Here is a 21,688-nt window from a genome sequence, read left to right on the forward strand (position 1 = left end):
TCAGGATTCCGCTCGTTTATCAATAGCTTCGGACATCGTTCTATCCGTAAGATGCGCATAAATTTGTGTGGTTTCCGGTGAAGCATGTCCAAGCTGCTCTTGCGTTTTGTACAAGTCATTCTGTAAATAGTAATCCGTGGCGAAGGAATGCCGCAGCTTATGGACAGACAGATAGGGCTTGCCGAAACGCTTGGCATATTTGATAACAAGTTCTTGTATCGCCCGTTTCGTCATACGTTCGCCTTCTTTTTTGCCATTCGCGATGGCAAGGAAGAGGGCTTTTTCTTTTTTGACGGGCTTATATTGCGTTTGTCGGATAGTCAGGTAATCCGTGAGCGCTTGAATCGCTTCATTGCGGAAATAGACAGGTGTTTTGAACGTATCATCGTTCTTCCCTTTGCGGTAAACGTAGGTCAACTTCTTTTTCAGATCAAAATCATCGACATTTAAATTAAAAACCTCCGATACACGCAGGCCCGAATTCAGAATGAGTGTAATGATGCAGGCGTCTCTGACTTTATTTAATTCATAAGAGTAGAGCGCTTGCTTGTTGGTTGCCACGTCATGCTCATACCCATGCTTCACATAGTCGATAAACTCAGCGATTTCCTCTTCCTGGAGCAGCTTGCCTTCAAGCTTAGCCGCGGTGTCCTTCGGCTTGTGCGAACGTTTGATTTCTACCTTGGCCATCACATTGCGTTTCAGAAGCGGATAGAAATTCTCGTCTTCCGCGATTTGGCTTAAATAATGAAACAAGGAACGCAAAGCGGAAAGCTTACGGTTAATCGTCGTCTTCATATTGAGTTGTGCTTTCCGAGTAGCTAAGAACATACGGAAATTGTCCACGCTGTCCATATGTAATTTCTCTAAGTCTTCCAGCGGAACTTGATTCATCGAGGAGGCTGAGCTTAGTCCTTCAGCCAGCAGCCAAGACAAGAAAATCTCATAATCACGAACATATTCCAAAAGCGAAGATGGCGAAAGGTCCGGCAGCTTATAATTGATAAATTTCTCTATATACCATGGCATAGTTGGAATTCTTTTCTCTAATTCTTGCCGATCTTTCACTTTAATAATATTCAATGGTGTCATCACCTCATTAGCTTCTATCTGCTGTAAGTATAGCAGTGGGGACGCTAAATTGGTAGAAGAAGGTCGATAGTCATGAATAAAATAAGCCTGTTTTACTAAAATTAATCGGGTATGGAAAATTCAGCTGGGGGTATTTCAAATGCCACAAGAGGATCATCAAAATGCAGAGCAATCGGAGCAAAGCTTTGATCAAATCAAAGAGGTTGCCTTAAAAGCGGAGCAAGCTGCTGAACAAACGCTTCAGGCTGCTCAGCAGCTTCATTCACAAGCCGCCGCTGCGGCTCTTTCGGAAACTGAACAACAGATTGAAGACCTTCAAAGCCAGATTAAGCAAGCCCAGCAAAAATCGGAAGATTTGAAGCAGGAATTAGAATCGACGGAACAGTCCAACTAGGCATGCAAAGAGGAACCCTCGGGTACTCAACCCCAATATGCACAACAAAAGGAGCCGATTACAATGTCGCGACGCCGACGTGGGCAACAAACTAGTATGCAAAGTCAGCCATTTGGCAGCATGGGCATGGGCACGGGCACACCCCAAGCAAATGACCAAAAGGAGTCAAATTCCTACACATCCGCCCAACAGACGAATGTGGTGTGGAATGGACAACCGATACCGAATTATGCTGGTTATCAACAAACGAATCAAGGAAATCAGGGCCAAGCAGATTTTATGCCGCAAGCACGTAATTATACGAATCAAACGTACCAAGGTGGAAGGCCCGTTCCTGGATCTTCGGGGAATATGAACGCAGAGTACGGTGCTCGAAATACGGGCATAAACCATGCTGACGCGCGAAATGTAGGCTTCCAAGGCGGATATACCGGTTATGGCCAGAATGGTCAACCAACCCAATATGGCACGTTCATGCGTGATGGCACGCAGTATGGGGCTGGTCCACATACGATTGATCCCAATAAAGCGATCATTCAAGCCGTACATTATGGCGATGGCGGTATCAGCGCTGTGCAATTTCAGGACGGCAGGGTGGTCGATATTGCCAATGCGATTGCTATGACAGAAGCAGGTTATATTGAAGATGTGAATATCGGTAGGAATCGCGAGGGTGAGAAAACGCTAAGGTCATATCCGGATGGTGATCCGAGCAACAATTTATCCAATTTGCCTCGCTTTTAGCTCTACATTCAGCAGCTTGCCTTGTGCAGGCTGTTTTTTTAATTCCATCATGAAAAAAAGCCGCCAATTGTCGTTGGCAGCCTACGATCTATAAGCAAAGCTCAAAAATTAGCATTCTTTGAATACGATTACAATTTACTTTTTTAAGCTTGCCAAATATTTAATTGCTACACCGAGTGCACCAATGTAATAAGCAATCAACAATATCCAGCCTGTAGGATCCATCGACTTCATATTAGCAAGTAAAAATAAAGGAAATACATAAAACAATAAGTCTTGGAGATAGTTCAGAATCAAGGTGTAAGAGAAGGTACCTGCTTTGAGGGATTGATATAAGCCAACAAGAAAGCTAATCCCCATTAAGCCAACAACGACATACATGGCATAGAGCATCAAACCAGTAAGTTCAAGTGTCATTTCGATTCACCTCCTTCTAGGAAGCTTCACTACTGCTATATCATATGCGGCAGCATGACAAGTCGTACATGGAGGGAGTGCTCATTTTTTAAGATAGGTGCTGTTTGTTTACATAATATTAGTTATGTAACTAAACTTAAAGCTGCATTTTGTTTCGATAAATGTGCGGGGAATCACCGACGTACTTTTTGAATAAACGCGAGAAGTAAAAAACGTCTTTGTACCCAAGCGAATCAGCGATTTCCTTAATGGAATTGTTTGTATTCAGCAAAATGTTTTTGGCTTCCGCCATTTTCAAGCGGTGGATATAGGCATTGAGCGGGTAACCCGTATATTCGCTAACGACTCTGCGCAGCGTGGATACGGAGATATGATGCCGTTTGGCAACGCTAGCCGCGTCGAACGTTTCAAATAACGAAGCGCCTAAATCATCCATGAGCGTGATGACTTGCTGGGTTTTTGTCGTTTCAGCGGGCACCTGCGCTTTCAGAATAAATTCAAACAGCAGGGACTCGAGCAGCAGTGCCGCGCGATCGATGTTGTCTGCCAAACCGCTTTCCATGAGTAAGAAGATTCGCTCAATCCGGTTGAATTGGGTAGCGTCTTCTGAGCCGACCTGTTTGGCGATATCGACGTCGGTGAGCCAGCTGTTCAGCCATTCCTCAATGCGGCTTCCTTCGAATGTAAAGTAGTATTCATCCCAGTAGCCATTGGCATCAGGTCCATAATTATAAGGCACATCTGGACGCAGGAAGAGTAAACTGCCTCGTTCCACGCGTTGAACAATACCGCCATTCACTTGATAGGTGCCTTTGCCGCCAGCTAAGTAGATGAAAGCCCATTTTGTGAACTTCGAATCATGTCGAAAAGAGGTGCGGCCTGGCAAATGGCCAACATTATGGATGAACAAGGATTGCAGTTTAAGCTTGCTCGGATCGATAGGAATTGTAATGATTCTAAGTGGATAGGGACTGATCATATAGTCTATGTATCTTGGCATATCGTGCATTCCCTTCGTCATTACTCCGTGGTATCGTTGATTATGTGTTTTTTAATCACATTAATTAATTCTTATTGTATATGATTAGACAATCCATGGAAAGACCGATAAGTCGATTTGGAGATAGCCAAGAAAGAGAGCGGTAGGAATGACAATCGCATTGAAACGTTTATTAATGATGAACGTAAGTTCCAGTATTATTTTTAACTACATGGGCATTTTTATTAATTTGTTCATCTGGGAGAAAGGGCAGCAAATCTTCGATGTCGCCTGGTTTAATTTGGTGATGTTCATCGCATGGGGACTGGCATTCATGTATGGGGCCAAGCTTTTGGCAAGGTTTTCAATTGGATCGATCATGCGAATATCGGCGATATGCGCAGGAATTACCTTTGTCCTTCTTTCCTGGGTGCACGTGGAGCCCAAGCTTCTGTATTTGTCCTTGATCGCGCTGCCTGTGGGCATAACCAATGGATTTTATGCTTCCGCTTCGAATATCGGCATTTCTTTATTCGGCAAAGGCAAAGAATTTACGGCGTTTTTTTCAGCTACCAATGTCATTGGGCAAATTATCGCTTTCGTTAACCCGCTATTATTCGCTTTGATTATCAAATGGATTGGCTTTTCAGGATCATTTGTTGTGATGTTTCTGTTTATTGGAACGATGATTCTGGTCTCTTTTTTCGTTCCGCACATTTCGCTCAAAGAGGCAGACGAGGCTGTATTTAAGAACTTTTCGATTCGTAAGGTATTCGTCACGCCAAGTCTGAAATGGATGATTCCTTCCCTGATTGCTGGCGGCTTTTTCATTCAATTTCAAGGCATATTCTCGTTGATATTTACCTTTTCTGTGACGAAGGACAAACTTGCTATTGCGCTGCTGCAAATTATGTACACCGCGTTTACGGTAGCATCAGTCTACATCTATCAAAGATTTAGCCGAACACGAAGCATATCTGATTCGCGGTGGCTCACCTTCGGCATGCTGGCGGCCGCTACAGGCTTCCTACTAGCTTTGTTCCCAACGCCATCGATCTTAATTCTCTCTAATATACTGACGACAATTGGACTGTTTTTCTTCTTCACAATTTGGAGCTCGCGTCAATTTATTGCAACCAATCATTTGGAGCCTATTCAACAAGCAAGGTTTCTAGTGTGGCGGGAGCTTATTCTTATCATTTCAAGAATTTTCATGTTGGCGCTCATCTTAGGCATAACAGATTTCAATGGCTTCGTATTTAAAGCCGTGATGGTTTTTAGCTTCTCTAGCGCATTATTGATTCCATACTTCTCAAGTAAAAGTGACGCGTCTGTGAAGGGAATTGATTGTTAAGAAAGAGCGGGAGAAACTGTGCACTGGCAGCGAAAACTTAACAGTAGAATCGTCAGATCCTTCATAGGAGATGGCGTTTTTTTATGTGAAAATAGCGCTTTTATTTAATTAACTGTATTAAATATTAATGATATAAATAAATATTATGAGCTTTTTTAGTCGTAATTTCACTGTTAGGAGAGATTTAATGGATCAAGCAGCCAAATTTTCACATCTATTTTTTTGGAAAAATGAAGGATTGGAGAAATATTCGGCAACTCGATCCCAAACGATTGAGCTAAAGTATTAACTTCAATGGATGCCTCAGCTGATTGCAAAGGCCAAGGCTGATGGTCAATTTCACCTCGGAACACTTTACCTTGACGATCAACGCAGTACAAACAATAACGCTCTGTTAGCCAGTAGTCCAGCGTACCAGGCGCAGCTAGCCATATCTCAGAGGTAGGGCGATACACACCAATGAAATCACCTTGATTAGCTCGTTTATCTTTGCGAATACTCCGGTAATGAACGGTATGACGATCTTGAACTTGCACTTCGATGTGAGCATACAAATAAGGCAGATGGAAAGCGAAGCGGGCTGATTCTACGGCTGCACGATGAAACGCGTCCAAACTGAAAAAAAAGACACCAGATTTTCCATTGATCGAGACATAAGTCCTCAAGTTAATTTCAGGAAATGCAGAGAAATAAGGTAAGGATGGGGTGCCTCTAGCTCTTACGCCAGACATATGAAAGGGAACAACGCCAATCCAGGCAGACCCGTTGAATGTATCGATGGGAAGCTGGGGAGGAAGGAGCGGCCTCAGCAGTTCAACAGGGATAGGCCAATGAGCAAAAAGCAAATCATTCCAGGTTTGGTGCATGATCCATGGTTTATCAGGCAGCGGCCAAGGTCGGCTCATCGTACAATCTTCTCCTATCTGTAGTGGGTATAGGGCTGTTTTACATCATCGTATTGATTCATGAGGCTGTTGTAAAGGATTTTATCGATGGATGCAGTTAAGATGGGGAATACTTCGAATATATGGTATAATGAAGCACACTAACTGGTCAGAAGGCAGGCGATTACACAGCATGAATGGACAAAATCGAAAAGATGTAGTGCCCGGAATGGAAGTTCATATTGTTCTAAAACAAGATCAACGTAGTGGGAAGTTAACCAAGGGAATTGTGAAAGACTTATTAACCAATTCGCCAACACACCCTCATGGGATAAAAGTACGGTTAGTCGATGGGCAAGTTGGGCGAGTCAAACAAATTTTATCGCCGGCTAGGTGATCTAGAAATCAGGGGGAACAAGAATGGCCAAACCAAAGGTAGCAAAGAGACCAACTCGGGATGAGTTTGTGCTCGAAGAGATTGGGAATCAGTTGTCTGAAGCTAAAATGGAGAATTCAGAAATCGTTCTTACTGTATGGGGACGAGAGGAAGCTGTTCGCGGTCTCATCAAAACGATGGATTCTCGAACAGGACGCGTACATATGGAAACGAGCAATGGAGAATTAGATAAAGTACCTTTTATGGATATTATGAAAGTCGAATACCCGCGGGATTAAAAAGCCGGGAAGACACTTATTCCGTTTGCAGGATAACGGGATAAGTGCTTTTTAGCGGATTTAACCCGCTCGAAAAATTGCACTAAATCTATATTTAACGCAACTTAGATTGTAACGAACGGAGTGAACGCGATTGGGGCAAGAATACGAGTACGATGATGAGTATTTGGAGCTTTTTGACTCCTGGATGAAGGACCAAGGATTCACCAAAAGAACGCAACGAGCTTATCTTGGAGATGTGCGGTTATTTTTAGGTTCAGTAGAGAAATCATTGGCGAACCTTGAAGCTTTGGATGTTATGCGGTTTTTGACGAAAATGCGCCAAGGCGGCGCGGGGGATTCTGCGAGGAATCGCTATTTGTCTTCGATTCGGACATTTTTCTCAGCGTTGATCGAGCTTCAAATTGTGCAGCATAATCCTTCTCTGAATGTGAAGAAATCCAAGGTTGAGAAAAATCAATTGCCAACCTTTCTGAGTGAGCAATTATTGGCTGTATTTTTGCAATCGATTGAAGGGAAGTATCAGATTCGGAATGTAGCCATGTTCCTTTTGATGAGCTATGCGGGTTTAAGGGTCAGTGAATTGCACCGTTTGAACATCGCAGATTTCAATCGTTCAACTAACACCTTGCAAGTATTCGGCAAAGGACGGAAATGGCGAGCCATCCCGCTCCCTAACGAGCTGGTGAAGGTATTGAACAGAGCACTATCTGAGCGGATCGACACAAGGAGTGCGGCAGAACAGCCATTTTTTGTTTCTCAATTCGGCCGGCGTATTAGTATTCGAATGATTCAGACGATCGCAGAGAAATATTTCGAGGAGCTGAAGAAGCAATACGTTGAGCTCCAAGGCAAGTCAGTCTCGAGTCATAAGCTTCGCCATACCTTTGCTACCATGCAGGTTCTGGCCGGAACCGATATCCGTACGTTGCAAGAGCTGCTTGGCCATGCAAGCATTCAAACCACGCAAATATACACGCATGTCGGAGATAAGCAAAAGCAGGAGGCGATGAATCGGGTTTCTGCGTTTATTCCTGTTGGGATGGGGATTTAATTGGGGATGCTGCATGCTGTGGACTGGAGATTGCAAAGGGAATATCATTTGTTTACATAATAAATAATATGTTAACTAAATGCATACATCGAATATCACGGCTGACCCTCCCGACAAATCATTGAAGCGCTGCTTTGTGACTTACACGAAGGAAGAAATTTGAGTACATTATATTGTCCAGAGACTAAGGTTAAAGGGGGAGTGGAAATTGTCATCGCGAGCCCACAAAGTGAAAGCTTAGCGAGCTTTAAACAATTTGTTCTAGAACAAACAGAGGAACCTTCAAATCCATGAAAATGGAGTGAGGGTCCTTTTGTTTGTCTAGGCATCTCGTTTTTGGAATGAAAGGGAACTGAGGTACGCTAAAACGTGAAAAGAAAGGTGAATGACGATGAAAGGGAACTGAGATCCGCTATTTATTCAAAAAGTCACTTTATTGCGGGAAAAGTGAAGGTATAAGATCCTGTAGTTCCGCTTGGGCTTGGAAACCAGTCATTTTAGTGAGAATAACGCCCTGTAGTTCCGTTTCGATCATAAATGAGTTCTTTTCTGGCTCTTGCTGTGAGAGGAGGAGGCACGAACTGTATGAAAATGAAGTGTTACACTAAATTTACGGGTAGATTAATCGTAAAGAATACCTAGATCAGCATATTGTTTACATAACATTTAATATGTTAACAAAATTTCGCAACCACCATTTTACATAATGTCCATAAGCAAATAGCATTTCAGAACACTTTGTATAATGAAAATCTCGAATAGAGTTATATAATATAACATATAAAGTAATTATTAATGACAATTACATAACGCGAACGTTGTTTTATATGAGGAGGGGTACCATGAGTTCAGATCTTTCCCAGCAGAAAGTGGAAATCTCGGTAGATGGCGTCTCCATGATATTCGGCAAGAAAGGGAAACAGGCAACTGTGCTTCAGGACATCTCCTTCGATGTCTATCAGAATGAATTTGTTTCCCTGCTTGGACCCTCAGGGTGCGGCAAATCGACGCTTCTAAGGCTGATGGCCGATTTGTTGCAACCATCCAGCGGGCAAATCATCATCCAGAAGGAGCATCCGCGAGAAGTGCGCCTGCGTCGAAAGTTCGGAATCGTCTTTCAGAATCCAACCCTGTTCGAATGGCGAACAGTACGGGAAAACATCGAACTGCCCTTAGAGGTAATGGGTCAAGATCGTTCAGTGTACAGGACGGTGGTTGACCAATTACTTGAAACAGTAGGGTTAATGAAATTCAAGGATTATTACCCGTGGCAATTAAGTGGAGGCATGCAGCAAAGAGTGGCAATTGCCAGGGCCCTATCTTTGGACCCGCCTATCTTATTTATGGATGAACCGTTCTCTGCGTTAGATGAATTCACGAAAGAGAAGCTGCACTACGAGCTGCTTGAAATCAAAAGGAAAACGAATAAAACAATCGTTTTTGTTACTCACAGTATCCCGGAAGCTGTGTTCTTATCCAATCGGATTCTGGTATTATCGGCACATCCCGGCCGCATTCACTCGATTCATCCTGTCGAATTTGGCGAAGAACGTTCTCTGCAATTGCGGGAATCTGCAAGCTTTCATGCTATGACAGCCTCCATTCGAAATTGCTTCTATGAGGAGAGTGGCACGAATGAACATCAAATGGGCTAAACCTGCTCATCAAGGCGCGGTTGTTGCGGTGTGGATAGCACTACTGCTGCTCCTCTGGGAATTTATTGCTTGGCTGCTTCATGCCCTTATGCTTGTTAAACTGCCGGATTCGAAGCTTCCTTATTTGCATAAAGTCATCATCTCCTTACAAGACAACCTTCCAGTTTTAATCAAGCAAGGGCTATTAACATTTGGAAATGCGGGCATCGGTTTCCTGATAGGATCAGCTATCGGGATTAGCTTGGCGATAATCATGAGCCTCTCGAACACAGTTGAATTAACATTGACGCCGTATATGGTTGCTTCTCAAATGATACCGATCATCGGTCTTGCGCCAATTCTGTACGGCATCCTTCATGATCCTGATTTATCTCGCATAATGATGGCAGGATATGTGACATTCTTTCCGGTTGCGATCAACATGCTTCGGGGACTACATAGTGTCCAACCTGAACAAATCGAGCTTATGCGTTCATTGGCTGCTTCGACATGGCACAGCTACCTGAAGCTCAAATTGCCCTCCGCCATGCCAGGGCTATTCGCAGGTCTCAAAATCTCAGCCCCGCTCGCAATTACAGCCTCGATCATTGTCGAGCTAATGGGAGCACCGAATGGAATTGGGGTACTTATGATTAGCTCGCTTTATTATGGAGCTGCTCAGGTGTACATGTTCTGGAGTACGGTCCTTGTGTCCATAGCGATCGGTCTTGTTTCGTTCTACCTGCTTGTTCTTCTGGAGCGGTGGCTTACACCTTGGCAGCCTGAATTTAGAGAAAGCGGGAGTGGAGGAACATGAAGGAAGTTTTGCTTAAAAAGGACCAATCACCTTTGTCTTCTCGATCAACCGTTGAATCAGCACCTCTCGGGACACTTAGCAACAGCGGATTTATCCGCTCAACCACACTTTTCGAGATTATCTCCAAGAGTTTTCCTTTTTTATTCGGATTATTTTTTATTTTCGTTTGGCAATTCCATGGGTATCATTTCTTGTTTCGCTTGGAAAGGTATCAACTGCCGATTCCTTCGGACATCGTTAGGTCCATAAGCGATAATGGTGAAATTTTGCTTATTTATACATTGTATACAGGGATCGAAATCGTTGGCGGATTTCTAATTGGCTCGTTGTTAGGCTGGCTTGCTGCGGTCGCGGCTTCCTATCGGCCTCAAGCTGGAGCGGGGGGGATTACGATCTTGGCTTCCATGAATGCAATTCCAATCGTTGCACTTGCTCCTATCATGAATAATTGGTTGGGAGATGGAGTTGCCTCCAGAATAGGTATCGTGTCAGTGATGACAATGGCTACAATGGCTGTCAGTACATACAAAGGGCTGCAATCCATCGAGTCGACGTATCTGGAATTAATGACTTCCTATGCGGCAAGCAAAGGGCAGATTTTTCTTAAATTGCGCTTGCCGAAAGCATTGCCGGCTATTTTCTCAGCCCTAAAGATTAATATGTCAACCAGCATAATTGGTGCCATTGTGGGGGAGTTTTTTATTGCTTCACGCGGCTTAGGTTATTTGCTATCGGACCAAATTCGCCTCGCGAATATGCCTTTAGCATGGGCGTGCATCGTCATTGCGGCAATTGCAGGTATCTTTTTATACACGATCATTCAACTCCTGGAACGAACTTGTATGCCTTGGTCAGTCACAAGACGCTGATTTAAATTGATATTTAACACAGCATCAAGGGATGTCTCCATCTATATACACATAGAAATAAAATAGGAGAGGATTGGTACGTTTGAAAAAGAGAATACCGACTGTCGGAGCTGCTGTGCTTTTAAGTATCGTGGTCAGTTTAGTTAGTGCTTGCGGTTCTGTTAAGTCAGTTTCTATGTCGCCCGACACTTCAGCCGCAGCCAGTACATCAAGTACAACCAAGAATGAACCGCTCAAAAAGCTGAAGATCCAGCTGAAATGGGTGCCGCAGGCTCAATTTGCGGGGATTTATGCAGCTAAGGAGAAGGGTTTCTACAAGGATGAAGGGATTGATGTCGACATTGTGCCCGGTGGACCGGATGTGATTATCGAGCAGCAGGTCGTCAATGGTGCGGCGGATCTAGGCGTATCCAGCTTCGATTCCTTGCTGGTGAATCGTGACAATGGTTTGCCACTCGTTTCGGTCGCACAAGTAACGCAGAAAAGTTCCTATCGCTTGCTGTCCAAGAAATCAACGGGTATTGATACGCCTGCCAAGATGAAGGACAAAAAGATCGGGACATGGATGGGAAGCCAGCAGTTCCAAGTGTTAGCTTTCATGGAGAAAAACGGGCTTGATCCAAAGAAGGATATTCAATTGGTCAAGCAAGGCTTTACCATGGATCAGTTTTTTGGCGATCAACTGGATGTGGCGACGGCAACTATTTATAACGAATATTATGTCGTGCTTGAAAGCGGCGTAAAAGAAGAAGACCTCAACGTATTTAATTTCGACGATGCGGGCGTTGCGATGCTGGAAGATACGTTGATTGCGAAGAAAGATTGGGTCGACAAGAACCGCGACCTCGCGGTAAAAGCGGTAAGAGCAACGATGAAGGGCTGGATCTATGCCATCGAGCATCAAGATGAAGCTGTTGATATCGTCATGAAGAGCGTAACCGCTGGCAGTACAACGAAGCAGCATCAAACGACCATGCTGAAGGCGATGGCTAAGCTTGTGAAGCCGGAAGGTTTTACCAACGACCAGGTGGGATCATTTGTTGATGAATCGGTGAAAAGAACGGCAGATATCGCGCTTCAATATGGTTTGATCAAGAAACCGGCTGATCTTAAGGCGTCGCTGGATACAACGATTTTGGCCGCGAAGTAAAGTGTTAAAGAAAGGCGGATCGTGGGTAACGAATAACTGCGGTCCTGCTTTTCAGCATCTGAGGAGGGAAGCTGCAATGTCTGAGAAGGATACCGGTGAAATGGCGTCAAGGGAGCAACTGCTCGAGAAGGATCGCAAATATGTTTGGCATCATATGACGGCGCACAATGAGAATCCTATGATTATTGCCTCCGGAGAAGGCAGTTGGGTGCAAGATGTGGATGGAAATCGTTATTTGGACGGGATGTCTGGTTTATGGTGCGTGAATGTGGGGCATGGACGACAGGAAATTGCCGATGCTGCCGCTGAACAAATGATGAAAATTGCCTATACCACACTCGTTCAATCGCATATTCCAGCAATTGAACTAGCGGCCAAATTAAATGAATGGTTGGATGGCGAATATCGGATCTTCTTTTCGAATTCGGGGTCGGATGCCAATGAAGTCGCTTTCAAAATTGCCAGACAATATCATCATCAAAACGGCAAGCCGACGAAGCATAAATTCATCTCCCGGCACCGTGCTTATCACGGGAATTCGATGGGAGCTTTAGGCGCTACGGGGCAAGCGCAGCGCAAGCTCAAGTACGAACCGTTAGGCGTAGGATTTCAGCATGTGCCCCCGCCGTATTGTTATCGCTGTCCATTTGGCCAAACCAAGGCAACCTGCAGCTTGCAATGCGCCAAAGCTATCGAGGATGCGATTGTATGGGAGGGAGCGGATTCGGTTGCTGGTGTTGTTATGGAGCCTGTCATCACGGGAGGCGGGATGCTTGTTCCACCGGACGAGTATTTGCCGGCGATTCGCAGCATATGTGATAAGTATGGCGTTCTGCTCATCGTAGATGAGGTGATTTGCGGATTCGGTCGATCTGGCGAGAAATTCGGGCATCTGAATTACGGTGTAAGACCAGATATTGTGACCATGGCAAAGGGAATGACAAGCGCATATTCGCCTCTGTCGGCAACTGCTGTTTCAGCTGAGTTGTATGAAACTTTCAAAGTTCATGAGACAACGAGCCACTTCCGGCATATTAACACTTTCGGCGGCAATCCGGTTTCATGTGTTGTGGCATTGAAAAACATCGAGATTTTGGAAAAAGAAAATCTAGTTGCACGCTCTGCCTTCATCGGCAACATGTTTCAAGAGCGATTGCAGCCGCTGCTAGAACACCCGAATGTGGGAGAAATACGGCGATTTGGATCTGCTCTGGGGATCGAGCTCGTCGAAGATCAAGCTTCGAAAATTCCGGCCACAGCCGAACGCGTAATGTCATTTATAGCAAGCTGCAAGCAGAAAGGGCTCCTGGTAGGCAAAAACGGAGATACGGTTCCTGGCTTTGCAAATATTCTTACACTAAGTCCGCCGTTATCTTCAACGGACGAAGATATAGCTTTCATCATAGATACCTTACTTGCCGTGTTTGATATCAATCAAGAGAAAGGATGAAGCGTCTTGCCGACTTTACCTCACACACAAATTAACGCGGAACGATTGCATACACGCATTCAGGAACTTGCGCAGATCGGTAGAATCGGGGAAACAGGCGTATGCAGACTCGCGCTGTCCAAGGAAGATCGTGAAGGCGTTGAGCTTGTGAAATCGTGGATGGAAGAGGCGGGAATGGAAGCGTTCATTGATCCCTTCGCTAACCTTGTAGGCGTAAAGCGAGGGAGTCAACCGGAGGCTCCCGTCCTGATGTTAGGGTCCCATATTGATTCACAGCCTTATGGCGGCCGTTATGATGGTGCGATTGGCGTGCTTGGAGCCATTGAGGTCGTTCAAAGATTATCAGAGCAAGGATTTTCTCATGCGGGTGATATTGAGGTTGTTGCTTTCTGCGATGAAGAAGGCTGCCGGTTCAACAAAGGATTGTTTGGTGTACGGGGGATGACAGGGAAGCTGGAAGCCGATGAACTGGACCGGGCGGACAAAAATGGCCTTACACGCCGGGAAGCTTTGATTCAGTTTGGATGCGATCCAGCTGGCTTTGAGGGCTACTCGTTTCGAGAAGGCCGTATCGGCGCGTTTCTGGAGCTGCACATCGAACAAGGACCCGTCCTTGAATCGCTGGATGAGCCTATCGGCATTGTCACTGGCATCTCAGGCCCCTTATGGCTCACGGTTGAATTGACTGGCTTCGCGGGCCATGCGGGCTCGGTTCCCATGTCCATGCGGCATGACGCGCTTCTAGGCAGCGCCAAAATTATCGTGGCACTGAATGAACTCGTGCAGCGGAATCCAGGTGCACCCACCGTAGGGACGGTTGGCTCGCTTGCTGTGTTTCCAGACTCCCGCAATATCATTCCGGAGAAAGTTAGCTTCACTGTTGACTTGCGTGACATTGATTTGATGCGTAGAAATGCGCTTGAAGCTGAGCTGCTAAGCGTGATTGAGAACGTATCCATGGAGCATGGTCTGACCTATACCATTCGTGAGGACACCAACAGTGAACCCCGCTACTGCGCAGAGTGGATTAAAGAGACTCTGCGTGAAGAAGCCAAGGAGATGGGGGTAACGCCTCCGGAGCTGATGAGTGGACCTTTTCATGATTCACTAACGATGTCCTACGTATGTGATTATGGCATGATTTTCGTGCGATGTCTGGAGGGCATTAGCCATAATCCCAAAGAGTATGCTAGTCCTAATGACATTACACTGGGAACGGAACTATTATACCGCGCAGCTAGGCGGATCGCTGCGCTAGAAGGAGGCTTTCCGCTATGAGCAAGGTGAAGATCGGTCTCATTCAAGCTTCCAACGATGTACATGGAGACGAATCCGTAACCAAGCACAAAGAGCAAGCGATTCAGAAACATATTGCGCTGGTTCGCGAAGCTGCCTCCCAAGGCGCTCAAATCATCTCTTTGCAGGAAATTTTCTATGGTCCTTACTTCTGCTCCGAGCAATCAATAAGATGGTACGATGCGGCAGAGGAAATTCCGAATGGGCCAACAACGCTGCTGTTTCAAGCGGTTGCCAAAGAACTGGGTGTTGTCATCGTCCTGCCGATTTATGAAAGAGAGGGTATTGCAACGTACTACAATACGGCTGCAGTCATTGATGCGGATGGTGCTTATTTAGGCAAATATCGGAAGCATCATATCCCGCACGTAGCGGCAGGCGGCGGTTCTTGCGGATTCTGGGAGAAGTTTTATTTTAAACCTGGCAATCTGGGATATCCCGTATTTGATACATTGATACAGCTTTTGCTAAAGTTGGCGTATACATCTGTTATGATCGTCATTTTCCGGAAGGCGCACGTGCGCTCGGTTTGGGTGGCGCTGAGATCGTTTTTAATCCTTCTGCTACGGTGGCAGGGACTTCCGAATACCTCTGGAAGCTGGAACAGCCGGCACATGCCGTTGCGAATGGGTATTATGTGGGGGCCATTAATCGTGTGGGATTCGAAGCTCCTTGGAACATGGGAGAGTTCTATGGTCAGTCTTATTTGGTCGATCCGCGGGGAGCGATTGTGGCAATCGGAAGCCGGGATCAAGACGAAGTGGTCATTGGTGAAATGGATAAAGATTTGATTCGTGAAGTACGTCATGCGTGGCAATTTTATCGGGATCGCAGACCAGAAACGTATGATCAAATTACTAGTCTATAACTGCGGAGGTGGAGGAAGATGGGGACGGCATTTATCTCTTTGACAGATCTGAAACGAAATTTCGCCGAGGTCAAAGCGGGCATGAAGCCCAAAGAGGCTATAGAAGAATCCAATCGTTGTTTGTTTTGTTATGATGCACCTTGCGTTCGTGCCTGTCCGACAGGGATTGAGATCCCTTCTTTCATTAAAAAAATTGCCTCTGGCAATCTCAAAGGCTCTGCTCGGACGATCATGGAGGCCAATCCGGTTGGAGCGACTTGTTCACGCGTATGCCCAACGGAGGAACTGTGTGAAGGGGCTTGTGTCCTCAATCATTCGTCCAAGCCTATTCTGATCGGACAGCTTCAGCGCTATGCCACAGACTGGGCAATCCAGAATGAACAGTTATTGTTTAAGGCAGGTGCGAGCAACGGGAAATCCGTCGCTGTCATCGGAAGCGGGCCAGCAGGATTATCCGCAGCTCGCGAGCTTGCCCGTTTTGGCTTCAAGGTTACTGTGTTTGAGGCAAAAGAGCAGGCCGGTGGATTAGACACCTATGGGATCGTTTCGTTTCGCTTGCCTCAAGAGATTTCACTCTGGGAAGTGGAACAAGTCCGGCAACTAGGCGTAGAATTCCGAATGAATACGAAGGTCGGCGTGGACATCCAAGCGGATGAAATCCTTCGTGAGCATGATGCCGTTGTACTTGCCTTAGGCATGTCCAAAGTGCCAAACCTCGGTATTGAAGGCGAAGACTTGCACGGCGTTTATGATGCGATTGATTTTGTAGCGTCTACGAAAACCAAGGCGTTGCTGGATACTTCGCTTATTGGCAAACGAGTGGCGGTCATAGGCGCAGGCAATACAGCCATCGATGCGGCAACTTGTTCCGTTCGACTAGGCGCAGAGAGTGTGCAAATCGTATATCGGCGCACCCAAGAAGAGATGACTGCCTACGATTTCGAGTTCGATTTCGCCAAACAAGATGGTGTGGAATTTAAGTGGTTAACGGCTCCGAAACGGATCGTCGGAGATGAAGACGGTCATGTTGCAGCGTTGGAATGTCTCCGAATGGAGTTGGTGGAGTCAGAAAGCGGACGTAAACAACCTATCCCCATCCAAGGCTCTGAGTTTCTTCTCCCGATTGATGCGGTTATTAAAGCTATTGGGCAAACGCGGCACCTTTCTTTAATAGAACAATTTGAGCTTGCCCATATTCGCGGGACTGTGAAAGTGAATCCGGAAACAGGGCAAACCTCCAATCCGAACGTTTTTGCCGCAGGAGATATCATATTTGGAGAAGGCCAGGGAGAAGCCATGGTTGTCTCAGCTGCTCAGCAAGGAAAGCTTACGGCCTATGCGATTTATAAGCAATTGCAAAATCTACAAGATGAATCGGCATAACCGATTGCTTGGGAATTGCCTAAAACGACAGCTAAATGAAACTGGAGGGATGCAACATGGCAGATCTTCGCATCAATCTTGCAGGTATTGTTTCACCTAACCCTTTCTGGTTGGCATCGGCTCCACCAACGAATACGGGATATCAGGTACAACGGGCGTTTGAGGCTGGCTGGGGCGGCGCTGTTTGGAAAACGCTCGGGGATCCGATTATTAATACGTCTTCACGTTTTGCAGCTATTCATTTCAATGGGCAGCGGGTTGCCGGTTTCAATAATATTGAGCTGATTACAGACCGACCCCTTGAGGTGAATCTCCAAGAGATTTATGAAACGAAGAAGCGATTTCCGCATCATGCGATTGTGGTTTCCCTCATGGTTGAACCAAAAAGGGAGAAGTGGCACGAAATTGTGAAAAGGGTTGAGGCGGTTGGTGTTGATGGTCTGGAGTTGAATTTTGGTTGTCCGCATGGGATGGCAGAACGTGGAATGGGCGCGGCTTCCGGACAGCAGCCCGATCTGGTTGAAGCGCAAACCATGTGGGCGAAGGAGGCGGCGGCAACGCCTGTCATTGTGAAACTGACCCCAAACATCACAGATATTACGACTACTGCGAAGGCGGCAGTACGAGGCGGCGCAGATGCAATTTCTTTAATTAATACGATTAATTCCCTTGCCGGCGTAGATATTGACACATGGAACACAATTCCTCATGTCGGTGGAAAGGGATCGCATGGCGGGTATTGCGGACCCGCGGTTAAGCCTATTGCGCTCCACATGGTAGCGGATTGTGCAAGAAACCCTGAAGTCGGTGTTCCGATTTCGGGTATTGGCGGAATATCCAATTGGCGAGATGCTGTAGAGTTTATGCTGATGGGCGCGACAGGTGTTCAAGTATGCACGGCAGCCATGCATCATGGTTTTCGTATCGTCGAAGACATGATTGACGGCTTGAATAACTATCTAGATGAAAAAGGTCTTGCTAGTGTCTCTGAGCTGGTTGGGAAATCTGTTCCACGTTACTCCGATTGGGGGAACTTGGATTTGAATTATGCGGTCGTTGCACGAGTTAACAACGATACTTGCATCAACTGCAATAAGTGCCATATCGCTTGTGAAGACACGTCTCATCAATGCATCGACATGCTGACGACAGACGACGGTCAGTCTTATTTGCAAGTTCGTGAAGAGGATTGCGTAGGGTGTAACCTGTGCGCGATTGTTTGCCCCGTAGAGGGGGCGATTTCCATGGTGGAAGTCGCCGGAACGGAGGCGCCTATGACTTGGAATGAGAGACAGGAGGCTATTAGCCAGCTGTCGGAAAGTAAAGAAGCCAACAACAAGGAGGCGGTCTAGCCATGGCCAAACTCATTAAGAACGGAATCATTGTAACGGCAGCTGATCAGTATCAAGCTGACATTCTTATTGAGAACGGAATCGTCACACGGATCGGTCAGAGCCTCGTGCATGAAGGAGCTGAAATCATAGATGCTGAAGGGAGATATGTGTTCCCTGGTGGTGTTGACCCCCATACACATCTTGACATGCCCTTTGGCGGAACGGTTACCGCGGACGATTTCGAGACAGGTACAAGAGCTGCCGCTTTCGGCGGGACGACAACGGTCATTGATTTTTGCCTGACGAATAAAGGCATTCCGCTCAGTCAGTCGGTTCAAACCTGGCACGCTAAAGCCGCTGGCAAAGCCGTGATCGACTATAGTTTTCATCTGATGATTGCTGAAATCAACGACGATGTACTTGCAGAGCTGCCGACTATGATTCATGAGGAAGGGATTACTTCTCTCAAAGTATTTATGGCTTATAAAAACGTCTTTCAAGCCGATGATGGAACGCTATATCGAACGCTGCTCGAGGCCAAACGGCATGGGGCGCTTGTTATGGTGCATGCGGAAAATGGCGATGTGATTGACTATTTAATTAAAGAAGCGCTTGAAGCAGGAAACACAGACCCTATCTATCATGCCTTAACGCGTCCATCGTTGATCGAAGGAGAAGCTACAGGGCGTGCCGCCAAGCTGACTGAACTCGCCGGATCTCAGCTGTATGTCGTGCATGTAACTTGTGAGGAAGCGGTGGCCCGAATCGCCGAGGCGCGTAATCGAGGGGTCGATATTTGGGGGGAAACGTGCCCGCAGTATTTGGTACTGGATCAGAGTTATTTGGAGAAACCTCATTTCGAAGGTGCGAAATATGTGTGGTCGCCGCCGCTCCGGCCGCAATTTCATCAAGAGGCGTTATGGACGGCTTTGAGAAATGGGCAGCTTCAGACACTGGGCTCTGATCATTGCTCTTTTAATTTTATCGGACAAAAGGAGCTAGGTTTGGAGGATTTCAGCAAAATTCCGAATGGAGGCCCTTGTATTGAGGATCGTTTCTCCATTTTATATTCGGAAGGCGTGGCCAAAGGGAGAATCACATTGAATCAATTCGTGGATATTGTGTCTACGCGAAGCGCAAAGCTATTTGGCTTATTCCCGAAAAAGGGCACCATCGCCGTCGGTTCAGATGCGGATATCGTCATATTTGATCCAGCAGTGACCCGGATTCTGTCAGCCGAATCGCATCATATGCAAGTCGATTACAATCCTTTTGAAGGCCTGGAAGTGAGGGGAGAGCCAATAACGGTGTTGTCTCGAGGTGAATATGTGATTGAGAATAAACAGTTTGCTGGAAACCCTGGCGCCGGACAATTTATTAAACGAAAGACGTATCAGTCAGCATCACGGGCAGCTCGGCCGGAGATAGCGGACATAACTGATAAGGGGGCGGCCCATGTCTGAATATGAACAATTCAAAGCAGAGAAACAAAAGCTGGATGAGTTTGTAGCCCAGAAGTTCAAAATCGTCCGTGTTAAAGAAGATCTCAGCGGTGCTTGGCTCGACTTTGAACATCCGGGCGGCGAACAAGCGCAAGTCCATGTGACGACGGCAAATGCAAGGAAATACTATGCGACTTTGCTTATTGCTCAGGAGACTGAGCAGATTTAATCCGTCAGCTCTGGTCCATGCAGGTATTCGTAGCCGTATAGAGCAAGTTCAATGGCCATTCGTTTATGCGGCTGCATATAATCATCGCCAAGCAGGACAGCTATTTTATCCAGACGATGGTAAAGGGTTTGCCTCACAATGAACAATGCTTTGGCAGTTTCTTGTTTGGACCCGCTTAATGCCAAGTAAACTTTTAGTGTCTTTAATAATGGGCTGCTTTTTTCCTGATCATAAGTCAGCAAGCTGCCGATATAGTCGTCAATAAAAGCTTCCAAGGCGCCGCTTTGTTTCATTTTGATCAGAATTTTATACACATGCAGCTCATGATAAAAGGGCTTCGCCAAAACGCCGATATCCCTCTGGATGGCAATGGTTTCTTTGGCTGACTCGAAACTCTCCTGGGCACGCAGTGGATCGCTTATTGCTTTGCCGATACCGTAAATGTAAGAATACACAGTCGTTTCCTGATGTATTTCTGTCTTTTGAAGGCGTTGAATGGCTCTGGCTATTCGATCCTGAAAAGGGGCCGCAGAAAACTGATCAATGAGAACAAATACAAGTAGATCGTTGATCACGGTTGGCATCAGATGAAAGCCTTCGCTCTCGAACAGTGCTCTTGCGACCATTTGTTTTTGCAGCAGATGCGTTTCCTGTTCTTTGAAGGCGGATCTGCCTGTGAGGCTGTCAAAGACACAAACGATGAATTGGTTTAACTTCATAGTGGGCTTGAGTGCCAGCAGATACTCGCGTATTTCAAGCGGCGTATGTTTACCGCTCAACCAATCGGCAATCCAGAGATCTTGCTTGTGGCGTGTTTTCTCTTCCAAATACCTTGTTCGCATCATTTCTTGCGCAATCGCGGTGGCGAATCGGTCTAGGGCAAGGACTTGATATTCGCTAAGCTCTTGTTCGCCATATAAGAGCAAATCAGCGAAAAGTCGTTCCAAGGCAATAATTGGGCGATGTGCCAGCTTTTTTTGAATATCAGGAAGTTGGAACAACTCTCCGCAAATCCATTTCTCATAAAAGGCTGCGGCTTGTGTCGTAGGCATCGGAGGGACGAATTGAGCGGGCTCGCCACTCGGGAAGAAGGCAACTTGCGATTGTGTTGTCTGATGCAAAAACGTGAGAAGCGGATGCAACCCTTTGCCTGATAGCAGGAGCTGATTCAGCTGGGTAGAGAGGGATTCTAGTTCGGAGACCATTTTGTGATGTTGATGGATAAAATAAGCGTGCAAATCCTGGGTAATGTCGATATATCGTACTTCTTCATGAAAAAAGATGAGGGGAAAGCTTTCGCGTTGAGCCAATGCCTTCATGCGTTCAATAGGCTGCTTCGTGTAGGTGCCTAGTTCAATGCATAATCCCGAAGCGCCGCTGTCGATGAGCTGTTGCAAGAAAGAGATGCTAAGTTCCTCGTCATCATGCCAACCGATTCCAGTGTGAAGAATAAGCTCATTGCCGTTGAGTAGATGACCGACTTGAGGCACTTCCATTATGTGGACCCAACGAACCGTGCGATTTAGAGCTTCTTCATTGGCGATTGCTTCTGCTTTGTGAAACAAAGGACGCTGCAAAATATCTCGGACCGTTAATTGGAGAAGTGTCTGAACCATAGGCATT

Annotated in this window: 21 protein-coding genes and 1 pseudogene; 17 read left to right on the top strand and 5 right to left on the bottom strand. The window is 46.1% G+C overall.

Annotation, left to right across the window (positions count from 1 at the left end; all coding sequences use genetic code 11):
• Window positions 1-1,083 carry a tyrosine recombinase XerS gene (gene xerS / locus BC351_RS01945; protein ID WP_079409020.1) on the bottom strand — a complete coding sequence of 361 codons (1,083 nt, stop codon included), beginning with the start codon at window positions 1,081-1,083 and terminating at the stop codon, window positions 1-3.
• 148 nt (window positions 1,084-1,231) lie between these two features.
• On the opposite strand from xerS, the gene BC351_RS01950 reads away from it, so the two are divergent.
• Window positions 1,232-1,486 carry a hypothetical protein gene (locus BC351_RS01950; RefSeq protein ID WP_079409021.1) on the top strand — a complete coding sequence of 85 codons (255 nt, stop codon included), beginning with the start codon at window positions 1,232-1,234 and terminating at the stop codon, window positions 1,484-1,486.
• Between the two features lie 63 nt (window positions 1,487-1,549).
• Entirely contained in the window at window positions 1,550-2,230 is a 681-nt protein-coding gene (locus BC351_RS43155) for a DUF3892 domain-containing protein (protein ID WP_244208852.1), read from the top strand.
• Window positions 2,231-2,365: 135 nt separating this feature from the next.
• Here BC351_RS43155 and BC351_RS01960 read toward each other — a convergent pair whose 3' ends face one another.
• On the bottom strand, window positions 2,366-2,647 hold the full coding sequence (locus BC351_RS01960) for a hypothetical protein (protein WP_079409022.1): 282 nt from the start codon (window positions 2,645-2,647) through the stop codon (window positions 2,366-2,368).
• A 136-nt stretch (window positions 2,648-2,783) separates the two neighbouring features.
• Window positions 2,784-3,647 carry an AraC family transcriptional regulator gene (locus tag BC351_RS01965; RefSeq protein WP_079409023.1) on the bottom strand — a complete coding sequence of 288 codons (864 nt, stop codon included), beginning with the start codon at window positions 3,645-3,647 and terminating at the stop codon, window positions 2,784-2,786.
• 148 nt (window positions 3,648-3,795) lie between these two features.
• Here BC351_RS01965 and BC351_RS01970 point away from each other — a divergent pair, with 148 nt between their 5' ends.
• A complete protein-coding gene (locus BC351_RS01970) occupies window positions 3,796-4,980 on the top strand; it encodes an MFS transporter (RefSeq protein WP_079409024.1) in 1,185 nt (394 codons plus the stop codon).
• 173 nt (window positions 4,981-5,153) lie between these two features.
• Here the strand turns inward: BC351_RS01970 and BC351_RS01975 are convergent, their stop codons facing one another.
• Window positions 5,154-5,885 carry a YqjF family protein gene (locus BC351_RS01975; RefSeq protein WP_079409025.1) on the bottom strand — a complete coding sequence of 244 codons (732 nt, stop codon included), beginning with the start codon at window positions 5,883-5,885 and terminating at the stop codon, window positions 5,154-5,156.
• Window positions 5,886-6,057: 172 nt separating this feature from the next.
• Here BC351_RS01975 and BC351_RS01980 point away from each other — a divergent pair, with 172 nt between their 5' ends.
• The 14 genes and pseudogenes from BC351_RS01980 (at window position 6,058) to BC351_RS02045 (ending at window position 20,065) form a co-directional block, all read left to right on the top strand.
• Complete coding sequence (locus tag BC351_RS01980; protein WP_079409193.1) at window positions 6,058-6,261, top strand: YwbE family protein; 204 nt, start codon at window positions 6,058-6,060, stop codon at window positions 6,259-6,261.
• Window positions 6,262-6,284: 23 nt separating this feature from the next.
• Window positions 6,285-6,539 carry a YolD-like family protein gene (locus BC351_RS01985; RefSeq protein ID WP_079409026.1) on the top strand — a complete coding sequence of 85 codons (255 nt, stop codon included), beginning with the start codon at window positions 6,285-6,287 and terminating at the stop codon, window positions 6,537-6,539.
• Window positions 6,540-6,672: 133 nt separating this feature from the next.
• Complete coding sequence (locus tag BC351_RS01990; RefSeq protein WP_244208853.1) at window positions 6,673-7,593, top strand: tyrosine-type recombinase/integrase; 921 nt, start codon at window positions 6,673-6,675, stop codon at window positions 7,591-7,593.
• A gap of 842 nt (window positions 7,594-8,435) precedes the next feature.
• On the top strand, window positions 8,436-9,248 hold the full coding sequence (locus BC351_RS01995; protein ID WP_079409027.1) for an ABC transporter ATP-binding protein: 813 nt from the start codon (window positions 8,436-8,438) through the stop codon (window positions 9,246-9,248).
• Window positions 9,229-10,044 (top strand): ABC transporter permease, encoded by an 816-nt coding sequence (locus BC351_RS02000; RefSeq protein ID WP_079409028.1) that lies wholly within the window; start codon window positions 9,229-9,231, stop codon window positions 10,042-10,044. The genes BC351_RS01995 and BC351_RS02000 overlap by 20 nt, the downstream gene beginning before the upstream one ends.
• Complete coding sequence (locus tag BC351_RS02005) at window positions 10,041-10,913, top strand: ABC transporter permease (protein WP_079409029.1); 873 nt, start codon at window positions 10,041-10,043, stop codon at window positions 10,911-10,913. The genes BC351_RS02000 and BC351_RS02005 overlap by 4 nt, the downstream gene beginning before the upstream one ends.
• Before the next feature lie 82 nt (window positions 10,914-10,995).
• Window positions 10,996-12,063, top strand: coding sequence for an ABC transporter substrate-binding protein (locus BC351_RS02010; protein ID WP_244208854.1), 1,068 nt, complete (start codon window positions 10,996-10,998; stop codon window positions 12,061-12,063).
• 76 nt (window positions 12,064-12,139) lie between these two features.
• Complete coding sequence (locus tag BC351_RS02015; RefSeq protein WP_079409031.1) at window positions 12,140-13,513, top strand: aspartate aminotransferase family protein; 1,374 nt, start codon at window positions 12,140-12,142, stop codon at window positions 13,511-13,513.
• Between the two features lie 6 nt (window positions 13,514-13,519).
• A complete protein-coding gene (locus tag BC351_RS02020; RefSeq protein WP_079409032.1) occupies window positions 13,520-14,791 on the top strand; it encodes a M20 family metallo-hydrolase in 1,272 nt (423 codons plus the stop codon).
• Window positions 14,788-15,677, top strand: a pseudogene (locus tag BC351_RS02025) (nitrilase-related carbon-nitrogen hydrolase). Before BC351_RS02020 ends, BC351_RS02025 begins: the two are co-directional and overlap by 4 nt.
• An 18-nt stretch (window positions 15,678-15,695) precedes the next feature.
• Complete coding sequence (locus BC351_RS02030) at window positions 15,696-17,060, top strand: NAD(P)-dependent oxidoreductase (RefSeq protein ID WP_079409033.1); 1,365 nt, start codon at window positions 15,696-15,698, stop codon at window positions 17,058-17,060.
• Between the two features lie 56 nt (window positions 17,061-17,116).
• The gene (gene preA / locus BC351_RS02035) at window positions 17,117-18,412 is read left to right on the top strand and encodes an NAD-dependent dihydropyrimidine dehydrogenase subunit PreA (protein ID WP_079409034.1); all 1,296 of its coding nucleotides are present in this window, start codon (window positions 17,117-17,119) and stop codon (window positions 18,410-18,412) included.
• A 2-nt stretch (window positions 18,413-18,414) separates the two neighbouring features.
• On the top strand, window positions 18,415-19,857 hold the full coding sequence (hydA, locus tag BC351_RS02040) for a dihydropyrimidinase (RefSeq protein WP_079409035.1): 1,443 nt from the start codon (window positions 18,415-18,417) through the stop codon (window positions 19,855-19,857).
• The gene (locus BC351_RS02045; RefSeq protein ID WP_079409036.1) at window positions 19,850-20,065 is read left to right on the top strand and encodes a hypothetical protein; all 216 of its coding nucleotides are present in this window, start codon (window positions 19,850-19,852) and stop codon (window positions 20,063-20,065) included. The genes hydA and BC351_RS02045 overlap by 8 nt, the downstream gene beginning before the upstream one ends.
• Here the strand turns inward: BC351_RS02045 and BC351_RS02050 are convergent.
• Window positions 20,062-21,681 (bottom strand): PucR family transcriptional regulator, encoded by a 1,620-nt coding sequence (locus tag BC351_RS02050; protein WP_079409037.1) that lies wholly within the window; start codon window positions 21,679-21,681, stop codon window positions 20,062-20,064. The genes BC351_RS02045 and BC351_RS02050 overlap by 4 nt on opposite strands.
• Window positions 21,682-21,688: the final 7 nt, after the last annotated feature.

Origin of the sequence: Paenibacillus ferrarius (assembly GCF_002027705.1) — a bacterium.
In the GTDB taxonomy this organism is placed as follows: Bacteria; Bacillota; Bacilli; order Paenibacillales; family NBRC-103111; genus Paenibacillus_E; species Paenibacillus_E ferrarius.